The 22,244-nt window shown below is 70.4% G+C and carries 23 protein-coding genes; 10 read left to right on the top strand and 13 right to left on the bottom strand.

Going from position 1 to position 22,244, the window contains the following annotated elements:
• Positions 1 to 11: 11 nt before the first annotated feature.
• The 3 genes from QSK30_RS10875 to QSK30_RS10865 form a co-directional block, all read right to left on the bottom strand.
• Complete coding sequence (locus tag QSK30_RS10875; protein WP_285501901.1) at positions 12 to 164, bottom strand: hypothetical protein; 153 nt, start codon at positions 162 to 164, stop codon at positions 12 to 14.
• Between the two features lie 15 nt (positions 165 to 179).
• The gene (locus QSK30_RS10870) at positions 180 to 482 is read right to left on the bottom strand and encodes a hypothetical protein (RefSeq protein ID WP_285501900.1); all 303 of its coding nucleotides are present in this window, start codon (positions 480 to 482) and stop codon (positions 180 to 182) included.
• A 76-nt stretch (positions 483 to 558) separates the two neighbouring features.
• Positions 559 to 1,050, bottom strand: coding sequence for a hypothetical protein (locus QSK30_RS10865; protein ID WP_285501899.1), 492 nt, complete (start codon positions 1,048 to 1,050; stop codon positions 559 to 561).
• Between the two features lie 99 nt (positions 1,051 to 1,149).
• On the opposite strand from QSK30_RS10865, the gene QSK30_RS10860 reads away from it, so the two are divergent.
• Complete coding sequence (locus tag QSK30_RS10860) at positions 1,150 to 2,421, top strand: hypothetical protein (RefSeq protein ID WP_285501897.1); 1,272 nt, start codon at positions 1,150 to 1,152, stop codon at positions 2,419 to 2,421.
• Here the strand turns inward: QSK30_RS10860 and QSK30_RS10855 are convergent, their stop codons facing one another.
• Complete coding sequence (locus QSK30_RS10855) at positions 2,422 to 4,086, bottom strand: serine/threonine-protein kinase (protein WP_285501896.1); 1,665 nt, start codon at positions 4,084 to 4,086, stop codon at positions 2,422 to 2,424.
• A 127-nt stretch (positions 4,087 to 4,213) separates the two neighbouring features.
• Between QSK30_RS10855 and QSK30_RS10850 the strand changes: the two genes are divergently transcribed.
• From QSK30_RS10850 to QSK30_RS10820, 7 genes are all read left to right on the top strand, one after another.
• Entirely contained in the window at positions 4,214 to 6,085 is a 1,872-nt protein-coding gene (locus QSK30_RS10850) for a methylmalonyl-CoA mutase family protein (RefSeq protein WP_285501895.1), read from the top strand.
• On the top strand, positions 6,082 to 8,262 hold the full coding sequence (gene scpA, locus QSK30_RS10845) for a methylmalonyl-CoA mutase (RefSeq protein ID WP_285501893.1): 2,181 nt from the start codon (positions 6,082 to 6,084) through the stop codon (positions 8,260 to 8,262). Before QSK30_RS10850 ends, scpA begins: the two co-directional genes overlap by 4 nt.
• Complete coding sequence (gene meaB / locus QSK30_RS10840) at positions 8,255 to 9,244, top strand: methylmalonyl Co-A mutase-associated GTPase MeaB (RefSeq protein ID WP_285501892.1); 990 nt, start codon at positions 8,255 to 8,257, stop codon at positions 9,242 to 9,244. The genes scpA and meaB overlap by 8 nt, the downstream gene beginning before the upstream one ends.
• A 39-nt stretch (positions 9,245 to 9,283) precedes the next feature.
• The gene (locus QSK30_RS10835) at positions 9,284 to 9,514 is read left to right on the top strand and encodes a hypothetical protein (protein WP_285501890.1); all 231 of its coding nucleotides are present in this window, start codon (positions 9,284 to 9,286) and stop codon (positions 9,512 to 9,514) included.
• An 846-nt stretch (positions 9,515 to 10,360) separates the two neighbouring features.
• A complete protein-coding gene (locus QSK30_RS10830) occupies positions 10,361 to 11,641 on the top strand; it encodes an amidohydrolase (protein WP_285501889.1) in 1,281 nt (426 codons plus the stop codon).
• 148 nt (positions 11,642 to 11,789) lie between these two features.
• Positions 11,790 to 13,070: an AAA family ATPase gene (locus tag QSK30_RS10825; RefSeq protein ID WP_285501887.1), complete on the top strand. Its 1,281-nt coding sequence runs from the start codon at positions 11,790 to 11,792 to the stop codon at positions 13,068 to 13,070.
• 4 nt (positions 13,071 to 13,074) lie between these two features.
• Complete coding sequence (locus QSK30_RS10820; RefSeq protein ID WP_285501885.1) at positions 13,075 to 13,713, top strand: RloB family protein; 639 nt, start codon at positions 13,075 to 13,077, stop codon at positions 13,711 to 13,713.
• A 44-nt stretch (positions 13,714 to 13,757) separates the two neighbouring features.
• Here the strand turns inward: QSK30_RS10820 and QSK30_RS10815 are convergent, their stop codons facing one another.
• The 8 genes from QSK30_RS10815 to QSK30_RS10780 all read right to left on the bottom strand — a co-directional run bounded on the left by QSK30_RS10815 (position 13,758) and on the right by QSK30_RS10780 (position 18,180).
• Positions 13,758 to 14,309, bottom strand: coding sequence for an AMIN-like domain-containing (lipo)protein (locus QSK30_RS10815; protein WP_285501884.1), 552 nt, complete (start codon positions 14,307 to 14,309; stop codon positions 13,758 to 13,760).
• Positions 14,310 to 14,314: 5 nt separating this feature from the next.
• On the bottom strand, positions 14,315 to 14,878 hold the full coding sequence (locus tag QSK30_RS10810; RefSeq protein WP_285501883.1) for an AMIN-like domain-containing (lipo)protein: 564 nt from the start codon (positions 14,876 to 14,878) through the stop codon (positions 14,315 to 14,317).
• Between the two features lie 22 nt (positions 14,879 to 14,900).
• Entirely contained in the window at positions 14,901 to 15,458 is a 558-nt protein-coding gene (locus QSK30_RS10805; RefSeq protein WP_285501881.1) for an AMIN-like domain-containing (lipo)protein, read from the bottom strand.
• Positions 15,459 to 15,528: 70 nt separating this feature from the next.
• Positions 15,529 to 16,014 (bottom strand): AMIN-like domain-containing (lipo)protein, encoded by a 486-nt coding sequence (locus QSK30_RS10800; protein WP_285501879.1) that lies wholly within the window; start codon positions 16,012 to 16,014, stop codon positions 15,529 to 15,531.
• Positions 16,015 to 16,031: 17 nt separating this feature from the next.
• The gene (locus QSK30_RS10795; RefSeq protein ID WP_285501877.1) at positions 16,032 to 16,574 is read right to left on the bottom strand and encodes an AMIN-like domain-containing (lipo)protein; all 543 of its coding nucleotides are present in this window, start codon (positions 16,572 to 16,574) and stop codon (positions 16,032 to 16,034) included.
• A 5-nt stretch (positions 16,575 to 16,579) separates the two neighbouring features.
• Positions 16,580 to 17,116, bottom strand: a complete 537-nt coding sequence (locus QSK30_RS10790; RefSeq protein ID WP_285501875.1) for an AMIN-like domain-containing (lipo)protein — start codon at positions 17,114 to 17,116, stop codon at positions 16,580 to 16,582.
• A 5-nt stretch (positions 17,117 to 17,121) separates the two neighbouring features.
• A complete protein-coding gene (locus tag QSK30_RS10785; protein ID WP_285501873.1) occupies positions 17,122 to 17,652 on the bottom strand; it encodes an AMIN-like domain-containing (lipo)protein in 531 nt (176 codons plus the stop codon).
• 66 nt (positions 17,653 to 17,718) lie between these two features.
• Positions 17,719 to 18,180, bottom strand: coding sequence for a gamma-glutamylcyclotransferase family protein (locus QSK30_RS10780; RefSeq protein WP_285501871.1), 462 nt, complete (start codon positions 18,178 to 18,180; stop codon positions 17,719 to 17,721).
• A gap of 138 nt (positions 18,181 to 18,318) precedes the next feature.
• Between QSK30_RS10780 and QSK30_RS10775 the strand changes: the two genes are divergently transcribed.
• Together QSK30_RS10775 and QSK30_RS10770 are read left to right on the top strand one after the other, a co-directional pair.
• Positions 18,319 to 19,719 (top strand): NAD(P)H-quinone dehydrogenase, encoded by a 1,401-nt coding sequence (locus tag QSK30_RS10775; RefSeq protein WP_285501869.1) that lies wholly within the window; start codon positions 18,319 to 18,321, stop codon positions 19,717 to 19,719.
• Positions 19,720 to 20,256: 537 nt separating this feature from the next.
• Positions 20,257 to 20,598 carry a DUF4190 domain-containing protein gene (locus QSK30_RS10770; RefSeq protein ID WP_285501867.1) on the top strand — a complete coding sequence of 114 codons (342 nt, stop codon included), beginning with the start codon at positions 20,257 to 20,259 and terminating at the stop codon, positions 20,596 to 20,598.
• A gap of 131 nt (positions 20,599 to 20,729) precedes the next feature.
• On the opposite strand, the gene glpK is transcribed toward QSK30_RS10770, so the two are convergent.
• Entirely contained in the window at positions 20,730 to 22,241 is a 1,512-nt protein-coding gene (gene glpK / locus QSK30_RS10765) for a glycerol kinase GlpK (protein ID WP_285501865.1), read from the bottom strand.
• Positions 22,242 to 22,244 lie beyond the last annotated feature (3 nt).

The following is a 22,244-nucleotide window of genomic DNA, read 5'->3' as shown; positions in this document are numbered from 1 at the left end:
CCGGCCCCGGTTCAGCCGGCGGTGGCCGCTGGGCTCGGTAGTGTCTCGGCGCGTTCCAGGTCGACCAGGCGCAGGTACTCGCCCATGCTCAACCGGCCGGAGTTGAACTCCTCGGCCAGTGCTGTGACGGCGTCGGTCGGCATCTGGTCCTCGCTCTGGTGCACGCGCTCACGGCAGGGTCAGTGACTCGAGTAGCTGATCGTCAGGATGGCGACCACGGGGTGTGCGTCCCCGTCCGGCCGGGTCGTGAAGTTGTCGTGGTATTGGTAGTCCACCCTGGCCATCGAGGACAGCTCGTAGTGGATGGTCCGCGACCACCCCACTCCCTGCGGGCGGCCGAACTTGCCGCGCAGGAAGCAGGAGCCCGCGGTGTCCGGTTTCTGTCCGGGCCTGTTCGCCAAGTGGTCCCACAGCTCCTGGGCTTGGTCGAGGCCCACCCGGTCGACCATCTCCTTCCAGTGCCCGTGGAACTTGCGGTGCACCAACACCCGGTAGCACGGCGCCTCGCCGGGACCTGATCCTGGGCGTCTGGCGGGTTGGAAGGGCTGGTAGGCGCGGTCAGGTGCCATCCGGTCTCAATGCCTCGGTCAGGTCTTGGGCGGCCAGGCTCCCGCGCAGCACAGAACGCCGGAGCGGGTCTTCCACCTGCCGCGCGGTCGTACGCCAGGCTTCGACGCACTCGCGCAGTGTCGCCAGTGCCCCGTCGGCGTACGAGGCCACGAGCGCCTCGTGCAGCTCGCTCAGGAACTCCCTGATGTCCTCGGTGTCGAAGACCCGCAGCCAGGCCAGCTCACCCAGGGTCGAGACGGACAACGGCTCGCCGCGCTCGAGCAGTCGTTCGAGCCGCAGGTGGGCGGAGTTCCACCGGGCGAGCTCCTCCAGCAGCTCGACCTTGCCCTCCGGGAGCATGACGAAGGCCGAGCCGTCCTTGTCCCGCAGTCGCGCGCGCCCCGATCTCGCGGCGTCCATGAACTGCACTCGTCGCTGGGTGGCCAGGTCACTGGGTTGAAAGATCATGTCGTCCACGTCGGTACCCTCCGCCATCATCATAGGTACGATCCTGGCTGTCGGCAAGGTAAGATCTTGTGCACGATCCTGCCTAGCGGAGGTGCGTGAGCCTTGTTCGATCGCTTCGATGCACGTCAGGTCATGTTGACGGAGGCGGCTGAGGCCTTGTCCGGCTGGCGCACGGTGAGCCTGGTCTCCGCCCTCCGGGAGGCGCTGCACGGCAGGACGTCCTGGCCGCCCGCCCTCGTCAGGAACGCGGGTTCGCTCCAGGCGATCGTCGACGAGCTGACCGTGCGCGGTCTGGACGGTGACAGCATCGTCCGCTTCGGTCTCGGTCCGGAGTTGATCTCGAACGTGGTCACGACGTTCCTGCCCCGGTGGCTTCCGTCGGTGCGCGTCGAGGGCTCGCCGTTCGACGCGGCGAGCGCCACCACCCCCGACGACCACGCGGGTGGCTGGCAGCGGATCCTGTGGTCCGACATCGAGCGCGCCACGGCCGCTGTCGGCGCCGGGCGCCCCGGTCTCGACCACGTGACGGCGGTGGTCGGGGCGATCGTCACGAAGGTGCTGCCGTGGACCCGAACGGCGCCGTTGGCCGACCTGCTCGCGTTGCGCCCACCCGCCGTCGCGCCGGAACCCGATGTCGACCTGGCCCTCGAACGGGACGTCGTCCCGCAGTACCGGTGGATCGTCGAGCGGCTCTCGGTGACCCGCTTGACCGACTGGAGCACCACCTCCCTGCACCTCGAACACCGCTGGATGGCGGGTATCGACCCACCGCCCTGCGCGGAGGTGATCATGGCCGACCGGCTCGTGGTGGCTGCCGAGCTGAACGCCGAGATCGCGCGTCGGGCGACCACGGTGTCGGCGGGCGCGTCGTACGAGACCCCGGTCGGCCTCGACGGCGCGTTGGCGTCGAACATGATGCGGCACGCCGTCGGCCTGCTCGTGGACGGCCGGGCGCGGGAAGCGGCGGCCCTCTACGAGTTCGCCGTCAGCCAGAACCCCGAGGACGCCTCGGCGGCCAACAACTTCGGGTTCTGCCTCATGGCCTTCAACCCCCGGGCGGCCCTGGAGCAGTTGCGGCGCGCGGAGGTCCTCGGCTACCAGCCCCGGTGCGTCAACATCTACAACCGGGCGCTCTGCCTGGCGCTGCTGGACGACCACCGGGCCGCCCTGGGGGTGCTCGACGACCACTGGGCGGGCATGGGCGGCGGCAAGGCGATCCTGTGGCAGCTCGACGGTGGTCGACTGGTCTTGGCGGCCGACGCGGACTGCTGTCACGTCGCCGCGCTGCTGGCGTTCCAGATCAGCGGACTCGTCAGCGACCGGGAGTCGGCGCTGCGCTGGTTGTCCAGGGCCACCAGGGTTTCCGTCCGGAAGCAGCTGGGACCTGGCCGGTCCGACTCGTGATCAGCCCAGGGTGCGGAATTCCGGGGCGATGCGCGCGAACAACCCCCGCCTGCCGGTGTCCTCCTGTTCGACTGGGACGGTCACGCTGACGACCCACAGGTCGTTGCCGCGGGGCAGGATGTTGGCGAACGACGACCGGTTGACGTTGGTCCCCGACGGCATGTTGCCCGCGGTGTCGATGCTGCGGTAGGTGAGTTGGGTGGCGGGTTCCGGGGTGCCTGAGTCCATCGGGGTGGTGCCGACCGTGCGGTAGCTGGGGGTCCGGCCCGCCAGCACCCGCAGGTACTGCTCGGCGGTGTACTTCGGGTAGAAGTTGGGGAACCGCTCCACCACCAGTTCCGAGGCGCCGTCCGGGGAGACCCAGTGCACCCGGGTGCTGTTCGGGAGGGTCTTGGCCGAGCGCTGCTCCACGAACTTCACCCAGTCGCCCGGGACCGGGATGGCGAAGCTGCCGCCTTGTTCACCCGCCAGGGTCGCGGCGTCCGCTGTTCGGGGGACCAGTTCACGCAGCGGGGCCGAGGCCTGTTGGGACGCGGTGGTCGGGGCGCCGGGGGGCAGGATCGCTTCGCCGCCGACCGTGCGGGTGAGGGCGAAGCCGCCGACGGTCGCGGTGAGGAACAGGACTACCGCGCTCACCGCCAGCAGGCCGGTGGCGAGCGGGGTTCGCCGGGGGAGTGGCACCTCGGGGGCCGGCACCTCCAGGAACGGCAGCGGGCCGGGGACCGCCGCCAGCGGGGCGCCGGTGTCGGTGCCGGACTCGACGGCGGCGGGCTTGGTGAGCACCGTCCGTGCCTCTTCGGGCGGGGTGGGTGCCAGGGCGAAGCTGTCGTACACCGGGCTGCCCGGTGGCGGTAACAGCGGGTACAGCAGCTCCCGGACCTCGCGCAGCGGCATTCGCTCGATCGGGTCCTTCACCATCAGGCCGGTGATCACCTTGTGGATCGGCCCGTCGTAGGTCAGCGACGGCACCTCGGCGTCCACCACCTGCGCGACGATCTCCATCGCGGGCGCGTCGGCGTCGTAGGGGGCGTGCCCCTCGACCGCGGCGAACAGGGTCGCGCCCAGGCCCCACAGGTCGGCCTGGGGGGTGACGGCCTCGCCGGAGGCGATCTCGGGGGCGATGTAGCAGGGCGAGCCGAGCATGATCCCGGTGCTGGTCATCGTCCGCTCCGAGACGTTGCGGGCGATCCCGAAGTCGGTCAGCTTGACCCGGCCGTCCGGTCCGACCAGCACGTTCCCCGGTTTCACGTCCCGGTGCACCACGCCCGCCTCGTGCGCGGCCTGCAGCCCGGCGGCCACCGCGTCGCCCACCACGGCGGCCTGTTCGGTGGACATCGCGCCGTTGGCGGTGAGCAGTTCGGCCATGCTGGCCGCGGCCATGAACTCCATGACCACGAACGGCTCGTCGTCCTCGCGGGCCACGTCGTGCAGCACGATCACGTTCGGGTGGGACACCACCGCGATGGCCCGGGCCTCACGCAGGGTGCGCTCGCGGAGTTCGGCCACCTCACCGTCGGGTGGCAGTCGAACCTGCTTGACCGCGACCGGTCGGCGGAGGAACTCGTCGTAGGCCTCCCACACCGTGCCCATCGACCCCTCGCCGAGCAGCCTGCGCAGCCGGTAGCGGCCCGCTACCAGGCGCTGCTCGGACTCGGGGGTGGACACGGCGCCATTCTGACCGATGCGGTGGTCGGACCGGGGTTAAAGCACGACTTAACCCGTCGGTAACCGCGATCAGCCTCACACGGCGGTCACCTGGTGTCCCGGGCCGGTATCCGTAGCATTGCCGGGCATGACATCCCCCTCCGCGCCGCACACCGAGCCGGACGACCTGGTCCTCGCGGGTGAGTTCGCCGCCGCGGGCCGTGAGCAGTGGCAACAGCTGGTAGAGCGGGTGCTGCGCAAGACCAACTCGGTGCCGGAGGGGTACGACGACCCGGTCGAGACGCTGCTCGCCACCCGGACGTACGACGGCGTGATCCTGAACCCGCTCTATACCGAGGCCAAAGCCGTACCCGGTTACCCCGGCCTCCCGCCGTACCTGCGCGGTGGTCGACCGGAGGGCAACGTCGCGTCCGGGTGGGACGTCCGGCAGCGGCACGCCGACCCCGGCACCACTGCCGAGACCGTGCTGGCCGACCTGGAGAACGGCGTCAGCTCGCTATGGCTCGTCGTCGGCGCCGCGGGTCTCCCGGTCGACCGGATCGGCGACGTGCTCCGCGACGTCTACCTCGACCTCGCCCCGGTCACCCTGGACGCGGGCGCCGAGTTCGCCGCGGCCGCCGAGGAGCTGCTCCGCGTGCACGCGGACAAGGGCATCCCGGCCAGCGAGGTCAAGGGCAACCTCGGTGCCGACCCGCTCGGCCACCACGCCCGCACCGGTCAGCACCAAGACCTCGACGGCGCCGCCGAGCTGGCCCGCAAGACCGCCGCCGACTACCCGAGGCTGCGCTCGATCGTCGTCGACGGCCTGCCCTACCACCAGGCGGGCGGCTCCGACGCCGAGGAGCTGGGCGCCGCGCTCGCCGCGGGCGTCGCCTACCTGCGGGCCCTTACCGCCGCGGGCCTGGACGTCGACGCCGCCGCGGGTCAGCTGGAGTTCCGCCTCGCCGCGACCGCCGACCAGTTCCTCACCATCGCCAAGTTCCGCGCCGCGCGCAGACTATGGGCTCGGGTCGCCGAGGTCAGCGGTGTCACCAAGGCAGGCTCACCGCGGCAGCACGCGGTCACCTCGCCCGCGATGGTCACCCGCCGCGACCCCTGGGTGAACATGCTGCGCACCACGCTCGCCTGCTTCGGCGCGGGTGTCGGCGGCGCCGACGCGGTCACCGTCCTGCCGTTCGACCACGCCCTCGGCCTGCCCGACGGCTTCGCCCGCCGGATCGCCCGCAACACCCAGGCGGTGCTGCTCGAGGAGTCCCACCTGGCCGGGGTGATCGACCCGGCGGGCGGGTCCTGGTACGTCGAGACCCTCTCCGACGAGCTCGCCAAGGCCGCTTGGGCGTGGTTCACCGAGATCGAGCGCGCGGGCGGCCTGGTCGCCGCCCTCGACGCGGGCCTGGTCGCCGACCGGCTGGCCACGACCTGGGCGGCCCGCTCGGCCAACCTGGCCACCCGGGCCGACGCGATCACCGGGGTCAGCGAGTTCCCCAACCTCGCCGAGCGGGCCCCGGTCCGCCCGCCCGCGCCTGCCGCGCCCGCGGGCGGCTTGCCCGTGGTCCGGTACGCCGAGGCGTACGAGGAGCTGCGCGACCTGTCCGACCGGGTGCTCGGCGAGACCGGTGCCCGGCCGCGGGTCTTCCTCGCCACCCTCGGACCCGTCGCCGCGCACACCGCGCGCGCGGGTTTCGCCGCGAACCTGTTCCAGGCGGGCGGCATCGAGACCCCGACCGGCGGCGTGATCACCGACGCGGAGACCGCTGCCGCCCGGTTCACCGAGAGCGGCGCGGCGGTCGCCTGCCTGTGCGGCTCGGAGAAGTCCTACGCCGAGCTCGTCGGACCGGTCACCGAGGCGCTCAAAGCAGCTGGCGCGACCCAGGTCCTGTTGGCGGGCAAGCCTTCCGATGACCACCTTCGTTCCGGTGTGGACGGTTTCGTGTTCACCGGCTGCGACGCGCCGCAGGTGCTGCGCGCCACCCTGGAGACGCTGGGAGTCACCGCATGAGCATCCCCGATTTCTCCACCGTCGAGCTGGGTGAGCCCGCCGCGACCACCGCCGCCGACTGGCGGGCCGCGGTGCAGGACAGCACCGGCAAGGGCGCGGACGCGCTCGCCTGGGAGACCCCGGAGGGCATCGGCGTCAAACCGGTGTACTCCGCCGCGGACCTCGACGGGCTCGACTTCCTGGGCACCTACCCGGGGATCGCGCCGTACCTGCGCGGGCCGTACCCGACGATGTACGTGAACCAGCCGTGGACCATCCGGCAGTACGCGGGCTTCTCCACCGCCGAGGAGTCCAACGCCTTCTACCGGCGCAACCTCGCGGCAGGCCAAAAAGGACTGTCGGTCGCCTTCGACCTGGCCACCCACCGCGGTTACGACTCCGACCACCCGCGGGTGGCGGGCGACGTCGGCATGGCCGGGGTGGCCATCGACTCGATCTACGACATGCGCCAGCTCTTCGACGGCATCCCGCTGGACAGGATGAGCGTGTCGATGACCATGAACGGTGCCGTGCTGCCGGTGCTGGCGCTCTACGTGGTGGCCGCCGAGGAGCAGGGCGTCGCGCCGGGGCAGCTGGCCGGGACCATCCAGAACGACATCCTCAAGGAGTTCATGGTCCGCAACACCTACATCTACCCGCCGGGGCCGTCGATGCGGGTCATCTCCGACATCTTCGGCTACACCTCCCGGAACATGCCGAAGTACAACTCGATCTCCATCTCCGGCTACCACATGCAGGAGGCCGGGGCGACCGCCGACCTGGAGCTGGCCTACACGCTGGCCGACGGCGTGGAGTACCTCCGCGCGGGCCGCGACGCCGGGCTCGACGTGGACAAGTTCGCGCCCCGGCTGTCGTTCTTCTGGGCCATCGGGATGAACTTCTTCATGGAGGTCGCCAAGATGCGCGCGGCCCGGCTGCTGTGGGCCAAGCTGGTCAAGGGGTTCGACCCCGCCGACAGCAAGTCGCTCTCGCTGCGCACGCACTGCCAGACCTCCGGTTGGTCGCTGACCGCGCAGGACGTCTACAACAACGTGATCCGCACCTGCGTCGAGGCGATGGCCGCGACCCAGGGGCACACGCAGTCGTTGCACACCAACGCCCTGGACGAGGCGCTCGCGCTGCCGACCGACTTCTCCGCGCGCATCGCCCGCAACACGCAACTGCTGCTGCAGCAGGAATCCGGCACCACGAGGGTCATCGACCCCTGGGGCGGCAGCGCTTTCGTCGAGCGGCTCACCTACGAGCTGGCGCGCAAGGCGTGGGGCCACATCAGCGAGGTCGAGGCCGCGGGCGGGATGGCGCGGGCGATCGACGAGGGCATCCCCAAGCTGCGCATCGAGGAGGCCGCGGCGCGCACCCAGGCGCGGATCGACTCCGGGCGGCAGCCGGTGATCGGGATCAACAAGTACCGGCTGGCCGAGGACGAGCAGATCGACGTGCTCAAGGTCGACAACGCGGGCGTGCGGGCGCAGCAGGTCGAGAAGCTGCGGCGGCTGCGCGAGGAGCGCGACGCGGACCTGGTCGAGCGCAGGCTGGCGGCGCTGACCCGGGCCGCCGACGCCGACGGGAACCTGTTGGAGCTGGCCATCGACGCGGCCCGGGCCAAGGCCACGGTCGGCGAGATCTCCGAGGCGCTGGGCAAGGTCTGGGGGCGGCACGCGGCGCAGATCCGTACCATCTCGGGGGTGTACCGCGACGAGGTCGGCCAGGTGTCCAATGTGGAGGACGCGCGCGCGGTCGTCGAGGCGTTCGCCGAGCAGGAGGGGCGCCGCCCCCGGATCCTGGTCGCGAAGATGGGGCAGGACGGGCACGACCGCGGCCAGAAGGTGATCGCCACCGCGTTCGCCGACCTCGGCTTCGACGTCGACGTGGGCCCGCTGTTCTCCACCCCGGGCGAGGTCGCGCGCCAGGCCGTCGAGGCCGACGTGCACATCGTCGGGGTGAACTCCCTCGCCGCGGGCCACCTCACCCTGGTGCCCGCGCTGCGCGAGGAGCTGGCCGCCCTCGGGCGGGACGACATCATGATCGTCGTCGGCGGCGTCATCCCGCCGCAGGACTTCGACGAGCTGCGCGCGGCCGGGGCGGCGGCGATCTTCCCGCCGGGCACCGTGATCGCCGACGCGGCCGCCGAGCTGCTGCGCAAGCTGGCCGAGCAGCACGGGCACGAGCTTGGCTAAGCCGGTGGACGTGCGCGCCTACGCCAAGGGGGTGCTCGCCGGGGACCGGGGCCTGCTGTCCCGGGCGATCACCCTGGTGGAGTCCCGGCGCGCCGACCACCGGGCGCTGGCCCAGGAGCTGCTCGTCGAGCTGCTCCCGCACGCCGGTGGGGCGCACCGGGTCGGGATCACCGGGGTGCCCGGCGTCGGCAAGTCGACCTTCATCGACGCGCTCGGCACCAACCTGACCGGCGCCGGGCACCAGGTGGCGGTGCTCGCCGTGGACCCGTCGTCGACGCGCACCGGCGGCAGCATCCTCGGCGACAAGACCCGGATGTCGCGGCTCGCGGTCGACCCGGCGGCGTTCATCCGCCCGTCGCCCACCTCCGGCACGCTCGGCGGGGTGGCCAAGGCGACCCGGGAGACCATCGTGCTGATGGAGGCGGCCGGGTTCGACATGGTGCTGGTGGAGACCGTGGGCGTCGGCCAGTCGGAGACCGCGGTGGCCAACATGGTCGACTGCTTCCTGTTCCTGACCCTGGCGCGCACCGGCGACCAGCTCCAGGGGATCAAGAAGGGCGTGCTGGAGCTCGCCGACGTGATCGCGGTGAACAAGGCCGACGGGGCGCACACCCGCGAGGCCCAGAAGGCCGCCCGGGAGCTCGCGGGCGCTATGCGGCTGCTCCGATCGGCCGACGCACCGCCGGTCCTGACGTGCAGCGGGGCGGAGAACACCGACCTGGACAAGGTGTGGGCGGAGATCACCGCGCACCACGCGCGGCTGACCGCGTCCGGGGAGCTGGCGGAGCGGCGCAGGCGCCAGCAGGTCGACTGGACCTGGGCGATGGTCCAGGACACCCTGCTCACCCGGCTGCACGCGCACCCGGCGGTCCGGGCGCTGACTCCGGTGCTGGAGGACCAGGTCCGGGCCGGGGCGCTCACCCCGACGCTGGCCGCCGAGAAGATCCTTTCGGCCTTCGCGCAGCGTGGTGACCCGGACTAGTCTGGTAGTCGACTTCTCCCCTACCTGGAGGGCCGCCTGTTGCCCACTCGCCGCACTCGGCTGCTGCTCGTCGTGCTCCTCGGGGTCCTGATGACCCTGACCGCGCCGCTCGCCTCGGCGCAGACGACCGCGCCGTCCGGGCCCGAGATCGTCGCGCCGCAGGTGTCGGGGGACGCGAAGAGCAAGCTGGTCGTGGGGATCACGGCGGCGGTGCTGCTGGGGATCGTGGTGTACGGGAACCGGGTTCGGGCCAAGCGCAAGAAGGGGTAGGCGCTGGTCTGGGGTGCTCGTGCGGGGTTGCCGTCTTCGTTGCCCGGGGTTCGGTCTGGTGGGTTTTGCCGCCCTGGGTTGCCCGGGTTACAAGCGTGGGCTCGCCCTGGGAGTGCTTGGCGAGGTGCCGTCTTCGTTGCCCGGGTTAGAAGCGGGGCTCGATCTAGTGAACTCGCTTCGTGTGGGGCCCCTAGAGCACCGCGGTGGGAAAGAAGGGCGGGTCAAGGGCATTCCCACCACAGGTCAAGTTTAGCGGTGCTCTCCCCCCACACGAAGCGAGTCCACTAGATCGAGCATCCGTAGCGGGGCTTGCGTACCAGCGGGGTGGGGATCTTGTCGCGTAACTGGAGGGCGGCCTTTTCGCCGCGGTACCAGCGGGAGCGGGCTGCCGCTGCGGTCTGGTTGGGGGCGGCCGTCGCTGCGCTGCGGTTGGTTGGTTGGTTGGTGTTTGTGTGGTTGTGGCGGTTGATCGGCGAGTTCCTGGGAAACCTTCGAAGGGCGGCCCAGCGGGGCTGTGTGTTCGGGTTTCGGTGTTGGGTGTTCGGTGTTCGGGCGGATTGAATCAATGGCGTTGGGTTGCCGAGGGTGCTAGCGGGGATCGGCCATCGGTGCGGCCTACCGCCCGTTTGGGTGATCTTGGGGGGTGAACTGCGGTTCACCCCGGTGCGGGAACCGATCATCTTGATCACTTCACCAGTGAGGCCGAACACTCCCGCCCGTTCGTCGCAGCTCCGCGACCGCGGGCCGTTCTTCCCCGGGATCTGGTCGGGGGTGTCAGCGGTATGCGGCAGTATCGAGGCAAATGGACACCGCAGCCGAGAACGAGAACATACCCGGAGGGGTCGCGTGACTGTGCTGGATTCGCGGCCTGACCTGCCATTTGACGAAAGAAGGTCGGACCCTGCCGTGCTGATCACACCCAGTGGGGTCAGTATGCCCAGTGTGGAGGATCTCGGCGCGGGACGTGGGCCCGACTGGCTCGACCAGTGGCTGGCCGCCAACGCGGCGGACGTGTTGGCCTGGTTCCGGCACATCCACGCCCACCCCGAGCTGTCCCGCCAGGAGTTCGCCACCACCGAGCTGGTGGCCGGGCTGCTCAAGTCGTTCGGCCTGCAGCCCGAGCTGCTGCCCAGCGGCAACGGCCTGGTCTGCGACGTCGGCGAGGGCGAGCGCTGCGTGGCGCTGCGCGCGGACATGGACGCGCTGCCGATGACCGAGGCCACCGGTCTGCCCTACGCGGCGGACACCCCCGGTGCCGCCCACGCCTGCGGCCACGACGCGCACACCACGATCCTGCTCGCCACCGGCATCGCGCTGGCCTCCGCGCCCAGTCTGCCCGGGCGGGTCCGGCTGGTGTTCCAGCCCGCCGAGGAGGTCATGCCCGGCGGCGCGCTCGACGTCATCGCCGCGGGTGGGCTCGACGGGGTCGAGCGGATCTTCGGCCTGCACTGCGACCCGCGCACCGAGGTCGGGCGGGTGGGCACCCGGGTCGGTGCCATCACCTCGGCCACCGACCTGCTCGAACTGCGCCTCACCTCGCCCGGTGGGCACACCTCGCGCCCGCACCTGACCGCCGACCTGGTGCACGCGCTGGGCACCGTGATCACCGGCCTGCCCGCGCTGCTGTCCCGCCGGATCGACCCCCGCTCCGGCACCGTCCTGGTGTGGGGCGCGGTGCACGCGGGCGAGGCGGCCAACGCGGTCCCGCAGGAGGGGCTGCTGCGCGGCACCCTGCGCACCGGTGACCACGACGTCTGGGCCGACCTGGAGCCGCTGGTCGCCGAGCTGGTCCAGTCGCTGCTCGCGCCCACCGGTGTCGGCTACGAGCTGACGCACCGCCGCGGCGTGCCGCCGGTGATCAACGAGCGGGAGAGCACCCAGTACCTGCGCACCGCGATCGAGTCGGCGCTGGGCGAGGACGCGCTGGCCGGGACCAAGCAGTCCGCGGGCGGCGAGGACTTCGGCTGGTACCTCGAGCGGATCCCCGGCTCCTTCATGCGGCTGGGCGTGTGGTCGGGCGAGGGCCCGATGCGCGACCTGCACCAGCCCACCTTCCAGCTCGACGAGCGCGCGCTGCTCGCGGGCATCCGGGTGATGACGCACACCGCGCTGGCCGCCCTGTCCTAGCCCTCTCCCCGCACCCTGCCAAGTGGTCACAACACGCCTTTCGTTCTTGCCTTGCTCGCGTCTGGCCTGCTGACAGAGGTAAGTTGTCGCACATCCTCGACGAAATCGAGGCTGTGACGGCGTGTTGGGCGCCAGAGAGGAGCGGGACGTGTTGATCCGCTTCGAGGTATCCAACTTCCGATCGATCCTCGAGTCGGTGGAGCTCTCGTTGGTCGCGGTGGATCTAGACCGGGAGGAGGCTCGCCCGATCGCCAACATCGGCGCGAGCCTCCTCCCAGTGGCCGCGATCTACGGGCCGAACGCCTCCGGCAAGTCGAACATCCTCGCTGCCCTGTCCTGGCTCCGGTCCGCCGTCGGCAACTCGCTGCGGCTGTGGGACGACGTGATCCCGGTCGAGCCGTTCGCCTTCGCCGACGGCGCGGGCAGAATGTCAGAGTTCACCCTCGAGTTGACTGTCGCCGGGGTGCGGTTCGAGTACGTCGTCGAGCTGACTCGCGATGCCGTTCACTACGAGGGCCTCTTCCACTACCCGGAGAAGAAACGCCGCCGCGTCTTCGAGCGTGTGGGAGGGGAGCTCACGCTCCAGCGCGGTCTGGGAAGCCTGTCGGGTACGCGCGAACTGTTGACGCCTCGAACACTCGCGCTCTCCGTCGCCCGCAGGTTCGGTGAGCCCGTGGTCTCAGGCTTTGCCCAGCAGTTGCTAGACGTACAGATTCTCGGACCACAGCCACGGACAAGACGTGGCTTTCTCGATCTGCGTTCGACCCGCAGGTTGTTCGACGAGAACACCGACGACAACCAGCTGACACTGGACGACGCTGGAGGCGGCCCTGCCGAGTCCAGGCGTGCCAGTCGCGAGCAGGCGTTGGCCTTGCTCCGGATGGCGGACCTGGGAATCGACGACGTGCTGGTCGAAGACCACCAAGTGGTTCTGGGGAGCGATCCGGAGCAAGTGCGGACGCAGCGCCGCGTGCGTCTCGTGCACCGCACTGAACACGAACGCGCACCGCTGAGCTTCAGCGCGGAGTCGGAGGGAACGCGTACCTGGTTCGAGACAATCGGTCCTGTTCTCGCGGCGCTCGGATCAGGTTCCCTGGTGTTGTTCGATGAACTGGACGCGAGCCTGCACCCCACCTTGTCCATGCACTTGGTTCGTCTCTTCCAGTCCCCTGCAACCAATCCTCTGGGTGCTCAACTGGTGTTCACCTCCCATGACACCAGTCTGCTCAACCACCTTAACCGCGACGAGGTCTGGTTGACCGAGAAGGCGAAAGACGGCACAACCCGACTCGGTGCTCTCGCCGAGTTCGCGGGCGAGCGGGTCAGGAGGTCGCAGAACTTGGAGAAGGCATACCTGCACGGACGCTTCGGTGCGCTGCCGGAGGTCGACCGCGTCGAGATGCTGCGTGCACTCGGCTTGATCGGCTGAACCGATGGGACCACGCAGGACGAAGGCCAAAGACCTTCGACGGAAGACCGCGAGCAGGCCAGAGCGCAAGACCGTGGTGGTGTTCTGCGAGGGTGAGGCATCCGAGCCCGACTACGTCAACGCGTTGAAGCGCCTCCCGGATGTCCGTGCCAGTACCGCGATTGACATCGAAATCGATCCCGATCAAGGCGTTCCGATGACCTTGGTTCGCCGGGCCGTCGAGCGCGGCAAAGACGACGAGGTCGATGAGTGCTGGTGCCTCTTCGACGTCGAGTGGCCCCAGCACCACCCCAACCTCAAGCAGGCCATTCACTTGGCCGAGCAGCACGGAGTCCGGCTGGCGATCTCGAACCCCTGCTTCGAGCTGTGGCTCCTCCTGCACTTCACAGATCAGACCGCATTCCTGAACACCGACGACGCCGAGCGGCGCAGTCGCGCGTTGGAGGGCCGAGCGGGCAAGCGGATCGATGCCGACCGCTACATGACCAGTCGGGCTATCGCGGCTGAACGGGCTGCCCGGCTGTCGTGGCGGCACCAGGAGGACCGGACTTCGGCACCGCACGACAACCCTTCGTCGACCATGTACAGCTTCCTGGAGGCGATCGAGTCGACGATCCATTGTGGACCTAGTGGTGATCGGTGAGTGGCCGGGGAGGGTCCCCCTGCGGATCCTCCCCGGCCTGCCGCTCACCAGGAGTGCGCGACGTCCACCACCAGGCGGCCGCGGCCGCCCGGGTCGGTGATGGTGAAGGCGCGGAACGGCAGCCGGGCGCGCACGCCCAGGCCGACCGTGGTGTCGCCCTCGAAGGTGCCCGCCCAGGTGACCTGGCGGAACGTCCGCCACCCGGTGACGTCCACCAGTTCCGTCCAGCTGTCCGGGTGCAACGTCAGCTGACCGTCGTCACCCCACGACCGGTTGCGGGCGACGACCTGCAGCTTCGCCCCGCCACGGACCGGGACCACCTCGCCCGAGCCGTCGGTGGTCACCTCGTCGACGTAGTTGACGAAGTAGCCGCCCGCCCCGGGGCTGGCGATGTCGAAGACCAGCCGGTCGAAGCAGTCCTGTTGGCCGCCGCGGATCCCGACCACGAAACCGTAGCCGGGGATCAGCTGGTCCTTGGCCTGCGAGCCCCAGGTGATCCCGCAGTACGGCGCCGCCAAGGCCGTCGTGGCCCCGGCGACCGTCATGCTCGCGACCAGGGCGAGCGCCGCGATCGCCGAGAGCAGTCGTCGTCGCACGGCGGTCACCACGTGTGCGCGACGTCGATGACGATGCGGCTCGCGGTGCCCGGACCGTCCAAAGTCGACACCCGGAACGGCAGTCGGGCGCGCACGCCCAGGCCGATCGTGGTGTAGCCCTCGAAGCTGCCCGCCCACGCGACCTGGCGGAACGTCTGGTAACCCGTGACGTTCACCAGCTCCGCGCGGTTGGGCGGGTTGTAGGTCGAGTGGCCCGCGTCGTCGTAGGCCGGCGCGTAGGCGGTGATCTGGAGCTTCGCCCCACCGCGCAGCGGGACCGGCCTGCCGGAGCCGTCCTCGACGACCTCGGGGACGTAGCGCACGGAGTAGCCGTGCGCACCCGGGGCGGCGAAGTCCAGCACCAGCCGGTCGTAGCAGTCCTGCTGTCCACTTCGGACGTTGGTGAGCGGCCCGCGCTCCAGGCCGCCCGCGTTCTTGTCCCCCGAACCCCAGGTGATCCCGCAGGCCGCCCGGGTCGCCGACGCGGTCGACGAACCCGCGACCGCCAACGTCCCCGCCACCGCGACCGCCAGGACCGCGGTGAGCAACCGTCTCCAGTTTCCCTTCATAGCTTCCTCCCTCGTATCCCCATCACCACTGATGGGCGACGTCGACCACCAGGCGTTGCGTGGTGTGCTCGTCCCCGTCGAGCCAGAACGCCCGGAACGGCAAGCGGGCCCGCACACCGAGCCCGAACAAGCCGACGTTGTTGTCGTCCCCGGCGAACGCGATCTGCCGGAACGTCTGGAACCCCCGCACATCCGCCGCTTCCGCCGGGTTGGGCGGGTCGTAGAGCAGGTGCCCGGTAGCGCTCCAGACCGATGCGGGCGCCGTGCTGACCCGCAGCCTCGCCCCGCCGCGCAACGGGACGGGCGCCCCGGTGCCCAGGTCGATGACCTGGTCGACGTAGCGGACGTCGAACCCCTGCGCGCCCGGTTCGGTCAGTTCGATGACCACGCGGTCGTAGCAGTCGTGCCTGCCCGCCCGCACGTCGTACAGGGTGTTGATGGACCGCTGCACCACCACCGTCTTGGCGGTGGAACCCCACGTGATCCCGCAGTACGGCTCGGCGGTCGCCGGGACCGCCCCGGCCAGTGTCCCCATGAGACAGACGGCCGCGAGTACCGCGAGTGCCCTGCTTCCCCTCATGTTTCCCCCTCGGACGGTTACCACTGGTGGGCGATGTCGACGACGAGCCGGGTCAGCTCGTCCGGGCCGCTCAGCACGAGCACGCGGAACGGCAGCCGGGCCCGCACCCCACGCCGAACGGGCCAGCCGAGTACCAGCTCCCGGTGTACACGACTTGCTGGAGGGTCCGGTACCCCCGGACGTCGACCACCTCGGTGCGGTCCGGCACGCCGAACACCCCGTGCAGGGTCGACTGCGGTGAGACGAGCAGCCGCGCCCCGCCGCGCACCGGCATCGGGCGGCCGGTGGCGCTGTCGATGATCTCGTCGACGTAGCGCACGTCGTAGCCCTGCGGCCCGTAGTCGGCCATGTCGACGACCAACCGGTCGTAGCAGTCGTGCCTGCCCGCCCGGACCTGGTACATCGAGGTCTCGACCGCCACGGTGACCGACTTGGGCGTGGAGCCCCAGCTGAACCCGCAGTACGGCGCCGCCGCCACCGGGCTCGCCGCGGCCACTGTCCCAGTGAGACAGACGGCCACGACCATGATCAGTCTTCGAATCCTGCTCCTCTTCATGTGTCCCCCTCGGACGGTTACCACTGATGAGCGACGTCGACGACCAGCCGGGTCGGTTGGCCGGGTGCCTGGAGCACGAAGGCGCGGAACGGCAACCGCGCCCGCACCCCCAGTGCGAGGTAGGAGCCCGCGCGGTGCTCACCCGCGTAGGCGATCTGGCGGAACGTGCGGTAGGCGCCCACGTCGACCAGTTCGGTCCGCGTGGCGGGATCGGCGAACTGCCCGTTGTCGGAGTCGAGCAGCACCTCCAGGTAGGCGCCGCCGCGAAGGGTGATGTTCTGCCAGGTCAGGAAGTCGAAGATGTGGTCCTGGTAGCGCACCTGGAAGTCCTGCCCGGCGTACCCGGTGAAGTCGACGACCAGCCGGTCGTAGCAGTCGTGCTGTCCGGCGCGCACGCCCCGGATCACCGACTCGGGTTCGGTCCACCGGGACTTCTCACCCGAGCCCCAGGTGATCCCGCAGAACGGCGCGGCCGCGGCGGTGGGCGGCGCCACCAGCACGATCGTCCACATCAGACAGAAGGCGGTCAGTACCCGCAGGGCTCTCACGAGGTTTCGCATCCCGATCACCACTGGTGTGCGACGTCGATGACCAACCGCGACGGCTGGCCCTGGGTGTGCAGGGTGGAGACGCGGTAGGGCAGGCGGGCCCGGACGCCCAGCGCGAGGTAGACGCCGCCGCGGATGAAACCCCGGTAGGCGACCTGCCGGATCGTGCGGTACCCGCGCACGTCGATCAGGTCGGTGCGCCCCGCCGGGTCCCAGGACTGGTAAGGATCGGAGTTGAGTCGCACCGCCAGGTTCGCCTCGCCCCGCAGCGACAGCTCCTCGCCGGCGATGAAGTCCCAGACCACGTCCTGGTAGCTCACGTCGTAGTCCTGCTCCTGCGCGTCGGCCAGGTCCACGACGAGGCGGTCGTAGCAGTCGTGCCGCCCGGCGCGCAGCGCCAGGATCGTGGAGGTCTCCCCGACCCACCACTGCGACTTGTCGGTCGAGCCCCAGGTGATCCCGCAGTACGGCTCGGCGGTCGCCACCGCCGGAGCGGTGAGCGCGAGTGTCCAGGTCAGACCGGCGGTGGCCAGCGCCCGCGCGGTTCGCCGCACGCCGATCACCACTGGTGGGCGACGTCGATGACCAGCCGGGTCGGTCGGCCCGGGGTGCGCAAGGTCGAGACGCGGTAGGGCAGGCGGGCTCGGACGCCCAGCGCCAGGTAGAGGCCGGAGCGGTAGCGGCCGGTGTAGGCGACCTGGCGGAACGTCCGGTACCCGCCGACGTCCACCAGCTCGGTCCGCTTCGCCGGGTCCCAGAACTGGTTGGGGCCGGAGTCCAGCAGCACCATCAGGTACGCGCCGCCGCGCAGGGCGATCGGCGCGCCGGTGACGAAGTCGTAGATGCTGTCCTGGTAGCGCAGGTCGTAGTCCTGCTCCTGCGCGTCGGCCAGGTCCACGACGAGGCGGTCGTAGCAGTCGTGGCGCCCGGCGCGCACGCCGGTGATGGTGGACTCGGCCGCGACGAACCACTGCGACTTGTCGGTCGAGCCCCAGGTGATCCCGCAGTACGGCTCGGCGGCCGCGGCCGGGATCGGAACGGTCAGCCCCGTGGTGAGCAGGGCAGCGATGAGAGGTCTTCGGTAGTCCATGCCTCATCTCCTCGGATCGCGTTCAGCGATATCCGAAGAGACGTGCGACACATCCGGGCGTTGTGCTCAGCTGGCGGTGGCGGGCCCGATTCCACTGCATGGCCTAGTGCGCAACCCCGTGACGTAGTCGGCCGGTGCCCCAGCCGCCTCAGCGGCATCAGCGACCACACCGATGTAGCGAGCCGAGGGCAGACCGCCCTCGTAGGCGTCGAGGACGTAGAGCCAGGCGAGCACCGAGCCCTCCAGGGTCTGCACCCGCAACCGGATCTTGGAGTGCAGGCCCAGCTCGGAGCCCTCCCACCGGTCGAGGTTGACCTCGTCGTCGGTGACGTCGTAGAGCACGACGAACACCTGCGACCCCGGTTCCTCCACGATGGTCGCCAGCGCGCCCTCCCAGCCGAGGTCCTCACCGCCGAAGGTCAGGCGCCAGCCGACGAGCCACCCCGTCCCGGCCATCGGCGAGTGCGGGGCCCGCTGCATCATCTGGCCCGGATCCATGTTCGACCCGTAGGCGGCGTAGAGCGACACGCGGACAGCCTAGCCACACACCCACCGGGTGGCGGGAAGCCGCGCGGCTGGATCACCTTTTCGCGGCCACCCGGGACCCGGCCGTGGTCGCCCGCGTACCGTGACCCGCGAGCGCAGACGGGTGAACGGAGGACTCAGGTGACCCGCATCGTGATCATGGGCGGCGGCCCGGCCGGGTACGAGGCCGCCCTCGTCGCCGCGCAGCACGGTGCCGAGGTGACCGTGGTCGAGCGGGACGGCCTCGGTGGCGCCTGCGTGCTCTACGACTGCGTCCCGTCGAAGACCTTCATCGCCTCCGCGGGCGCCCGGGTGGCCTTCCGCGACGCCGACGAGCTGGGCATCGGCACCGACGACGTCGACTCCACCGTGCACCTGCCGGTCGTGCGCGGCCGGGTCCGCGGCCTGGCGCTGGCCCAGTCCGCCGACATCCGCAACCGCGTGCAGCGCGAGGGCGTGCGGGTCGTCAACGGCACCGCCCGGTTCTGCGACGACCGGCACGGCATGGCCGCGCACCGGATCGCCGTCGAGACCGGCGGCACCACCGAGGTCGTCGACGCCGACGTCGTCCTGATCGCCACCGGCGCCACCCCCCGGGTGATCCCGGGCGCGGAGCCCGACGGCGTGCGGGTGCTCGACTGGCGGCAGATCTACGACCTGGAGGAGCTCCCCGAGCACCTGGTCGTGGTCGGCTCCGGGGTCACCGGCGCCGAGTTCGCCTCGGCGTTCATCGAGATGGGCGTCAAGGTCACCGTCATCTCCAGCCGCGACCGGGTGCTCCCGCACGAGGACGCCGACGCCGCCGCGGTGCTCGAGGACGTCTTCTCCGAGCGCGGCACCACGCTGGTCAAGCACGCCCGCGCGGAGAAGATCGAGCGCGACGACAAGGGCGTCGTGGTGCACCTCAAGGGTGGCGAGACCGTCGAGGCCAGCCACGCGCTGATGACCGTCGGCTCGGTGCCCAACACCGCCGACATCGGCCTGGAAAAGATCGGCGTCGAGCCCGGTCCCGGCGGCTTCATCACCGTCGACCGCGTCTCGCGCACCACCGTGCCCGGCGTCTACGCCGCGGGCGACTGCACCGGGGTGCTGATGCTCGCCTCGGTCGCGGCCATGCAGGGCCGGATCGCCATGTGGCACGCGCTCGGCGAGGGCGTGGCGCCGATCAAGCTCAAGACCGTGGCCGCGAACGTGTTCACCCACCCCGAGATCGCCACCGTCGGGATCAGCCAGCAGGCCATCGACTCCGGCGAGGTCCCGGCGCGCACGGTGATGCTGCCGCTGGCCACCAACGCCCGGGCCAAGATGGAGGGTCTGCGCCGCGGTTTCGTGAAACTGTTTTGCCGTCCGGCCACCGGCGTGGTCATCGGTGGGGTGATCGTGGCGCCCAGCGCCAGCGAGCTCATCCTGCCGATCGCACTGGCCGTGCAGAACCAGCTCACCGTGGACGACCTGGCCCTGACCTTCTCGGTGTACCCGTCACTGTCCGGATCGATCACCGAGGCCGGTCGCCAGCTGATGCGGCACGACGATCTGGACTGAGTTCCCCCGATCTGGTGGTTTAACCCCCACGTTCACTCCATCGTGTTTAATGTGTGCCCGTCTGCTCGCCAGTGGGTAACCGTCATTACGCGAGAAGGAGTGAAACTCTGGTGTCGCTCTTTCGATTGACCTAACTGAGCCGGTACCCCTGGAGGACCAAACCGCTACGGAGGCTGACATGCCGCATCGGACCGAGTGCCCGGAGTGTCTGGGCTCGGGACTCGCCCCCAACCGTCGGGACTTCTGCCCGCGCTGCGGTGGGATCGGACAGGTTCCCCGCGCGCGGGTCGCCGTCTCGGCACCGCTGATCAGATCGACGATGTCCTGACCCAGCTCGATTCCACGTGAGAGCCATTCGCCTGGGGCGCCCTTGGAGGCGAGGACGGCCCAGGCGAATGGCACGCGGTCCCCGAACGATTCCGGCGGTTTTCCGCCACAAATCTCGACCGCGCGTTGCGGTCGCGTCACGCGCGTAACGGACCCCGCGTGCGCCACGACCCCTGGAGGCACATTCCCCAACCAGGAGGCGCCGTTTCCATGAGCTATCCCCACCCCGACCAGACCGGCCAGGGCCACCCGCAGCAGCAGGTCGCCTACCCGGCTCCGCAGCCGCAGCAGGCCTACTACGTCCAGGCGCCGCAGAACGGCGTCGGCACAGCGGGTTTCGTCACCGGTCTGCTCGGGATGCTGCTGTTCTTCGTGCCCCTCGTGGGCATCGTCCTGTCCATCATCGGCGTCGTGCTCTCCGGTGTGGGCATCGGCAAGTCCGGCCGCGGCCAGGCCAGCAACCGCGGTCTGGCCATCGCGGGTCTCACCTGCGGTGTCATCGGACTGGCCATCTGGCTGATCCTGGTCATCGCGGCCGCCTCGGTCCTCTGAGGTCGCCGCGGCGGAGATCGGGGTTGCCCACCGAGTGACCCGCCCCGATCCGCCGCCAACGGGCCACCCGACGCGCGGCTGGGGGCATCAGCGCGCGGCGGGCGGCCCCACCCCGGCACCTCCAGTCCTCGTCAGTCCTCGTCCACCCAGTCGAACGTGCGGGTGACCGCCTTCTTCCACTGCCGGTAGGTCTTGTCCCGGGCGCCCTCGTCCATCGACGGTGTCCACTCCTTGTCCTGCGCCCAGTTCGCGCGGATGTCGTCCTCGCCCGCCCAGTAGCCCACGGCCAGCCCGGCGGCGTACGCCGCGCCGAGCGCGGTGGTCTCGGCGACCACCGGGCGGATCACCGGGACGCCCAGGATGTCCGCCTGGAACTGCATCAGCAGCTCGTTGCCGACCATGCCACCGTCCACCTTGAGCGCGGTGAGCGGCACACCGGAGTCGGCGTTCATCGCCTCGATCACCTCGCGGCTCTGGAACGCCGTGGCCTCCAGCACCGCCCGCGCGAGGTGTCCCTTGTTGACGAACCGGGTGAGCCCGACGATCGCGCCGCGCGCGTCCGAGCGCCAGTACGGTGCGAACAGCCCGGAGAACGCGGGGACGAAGTAGCAGCCGCCGTTGTCCTCGACCGAGCGGGCGTGCTCCTCGATCTCCGCGGCGCTGCCGATCATCCCGAGGTTGTCCCGGATCCACTGCACCAGCGAGCCGGTGACCGCGATCGAGCCCTCCAGCGCGTAGATCGGGTCGTTTGCGCCGATCTTGTAGCACACCGTGGTCAGCAGGCCGTTCTCGCTGAGCACCTGTTCGGTGCCGGTGTTGAGCAGGACGAAGTTGCCGGTGCCGTAGGTGTTCTTGGCCTCGCCGGGCGACAGGCACGCCTGGCCGAAGGTGGCCGCCTGCTGGTCGCCGAGGATGCCCGCGATCGGCACCCCCGCGAGCGCGCCGCGCTCGCGCACCCGGCCGTACTCCTCCGAGGAGGACCGGATCTCCGGCAGCATCGCGAGCGGGACACCCATCTCCGCCGCGATGTCAGCGTCCCAGGCCAAAGTGGACAGATCCATCAGCAGCGTGCGCGAGGCGTTGGTCGGGTCGGTGGCGTGCACGCCGCCGTCCACCCCGCCGGTCATGTTCCACAGCACCCAGGTGTCCATGTTGCCGAAGAGCAGGTCGCCCGCCTCGGCCTTGGCCCGCGCACCGTCCACGTTGTCCAGGATCCAGCGGATCTTGGGACCGGAGAAGTACGTCGCCAGCGGCAGACCGGTCTTGGCCCGGTAGCGCTCCTGGCCGCCGCCGAGGTTTCCCAGCTCGGTGGCGATCCGGTCGGTGCGGGTGTCCTGCCAGACAATGGCGTTGTAGACCGGTTTCCCGGTCTTGCGGTCCCAGACCACCGCGGTCTCGCGCTGGTTGGTGATGCCCACCGCGACGATGTCGGTCACGTGCAGGTCGGCCTTGGCCAGCGCGCCCGCCGCGACCGCCCGGGTGTTCTCCCAGACCTCCTCGGGGTTGTGCTCGACCCAGCCCGCGCGCGGGAAGATCTGCTCGTGCTCGCGCTGGTCGACCGCGACCACCTCGCCCGCGTGGCTGAAGATCATGCAGCGGGTGGAGGTGGTGCCCTGGTCGATCGCGGCCACGTACTCGGTCATCGG

It is taken from the genome of Actinokineospora sp. NBRC 105648, assembly GCF_030269645.1.
Taxonomy (GTDB): domain Bacteria; phylum Actinomycetota; class Actinomycetes; order Mycobacteriales; family Pseudonocardiaceae; genus Actinokineospora.
Note: the sequence above shows the minus strand (reverse complement) of the source record. Positions and strands in the feature narration are given on the sequence as shown.

What these genes read in the sequence shown, in the direction of transcription:
- glpK (WP_285501865.1), bottom strand. Translation starts at nt 22,241, where the DNA reads ATGACCGAGTACGTGGCCGCGATCGACCAGGGCACCACCTCCACCCGC.
- QSK30_RS10805 (WP_285501881.1), bottom strand. Translation starts at nt 15,458, where the DNA reads ATGAGGGGAAGCAGGGCACTCGCGGTACTCGCGGCCGTCTGTCTCATG.
- QSK30_RS10820 (WP_285501885.1), top strand. Translation starts at nt 13,075, where the DNA reads ATGGGACCACGCAGGACGAAGGCCAAAGACCTTCGACGGAAGACCGCG.
- QSK30_RS10770 (WP_285501867.1), top strand. Translation starts at nt 20,257, where the DNA reads ATGAGCTATCCCCACCCCGACCAGACCGGCCAGGGCCACCCGCAGCAG.
- QSK30_RS10865 (WP_285501899.1), bottom strand. Translation starts at nt 1,050, where the DNA reads ATGATGATGGCGGAGGGTACCGACGTGGACGACATGATCTTTCAACCC.
- QSK30_RS10785 (WP_285501873.1), bottom strand. Translation starts at nt 17,652, where the DNA reads ATGGACTACCGAAGACCTCTCATCGCTGCCCTGCTCACCACGGGGCTG.
- QSK30_RS10800 (WP_285501879.1), bottom strand. Translation starts at nt 16,014, where the DNA reads ATGAAGAGGAGCAGGATTCGAAGACTGATCATGGTCGTGGCCGTCTGT.
- QSK30_RS10810 (WP_285501883.1), bottom strand. Translation starts at nt 14,878, where the DNA reads ATGAAGGGAAACTGGAGACGGTTGCTCACCGCGGTCCTGGCGGTCGCG.
- QSK30_RS10860 (WP_285501897.1), top strand. Translation starts at nt 1,150, where the DNA reads ATGTTGACGGAGGCGGCTGAGGCCTTGTCCGGCTGGCGCACGGTGAGC.
- scpA (WP_285501893.1), top strand. Translation starts at nt 6,082, where the DNA reads ATGAGCATCCCCGATTTCTCCACCGTCGAGCTGGGTGAGCCCGCCGCG.
- QSK30_RS10795 (WP_285501877.1), bottom strand. Translation starts at nt 16,574, where the DNA reads ATGCGAAACCTCGTGAGAGCCCTGCGGGTACTGACCGCCTTCTGTCTG.
- QSK30_RS10850 (WP_285501895.1), top strand. Translation starts at nt 4,214, where the DNA reads ATGACATCCCCCTCCGCGCCGCACACCGAGCCGGACGACCTGGTCCTC.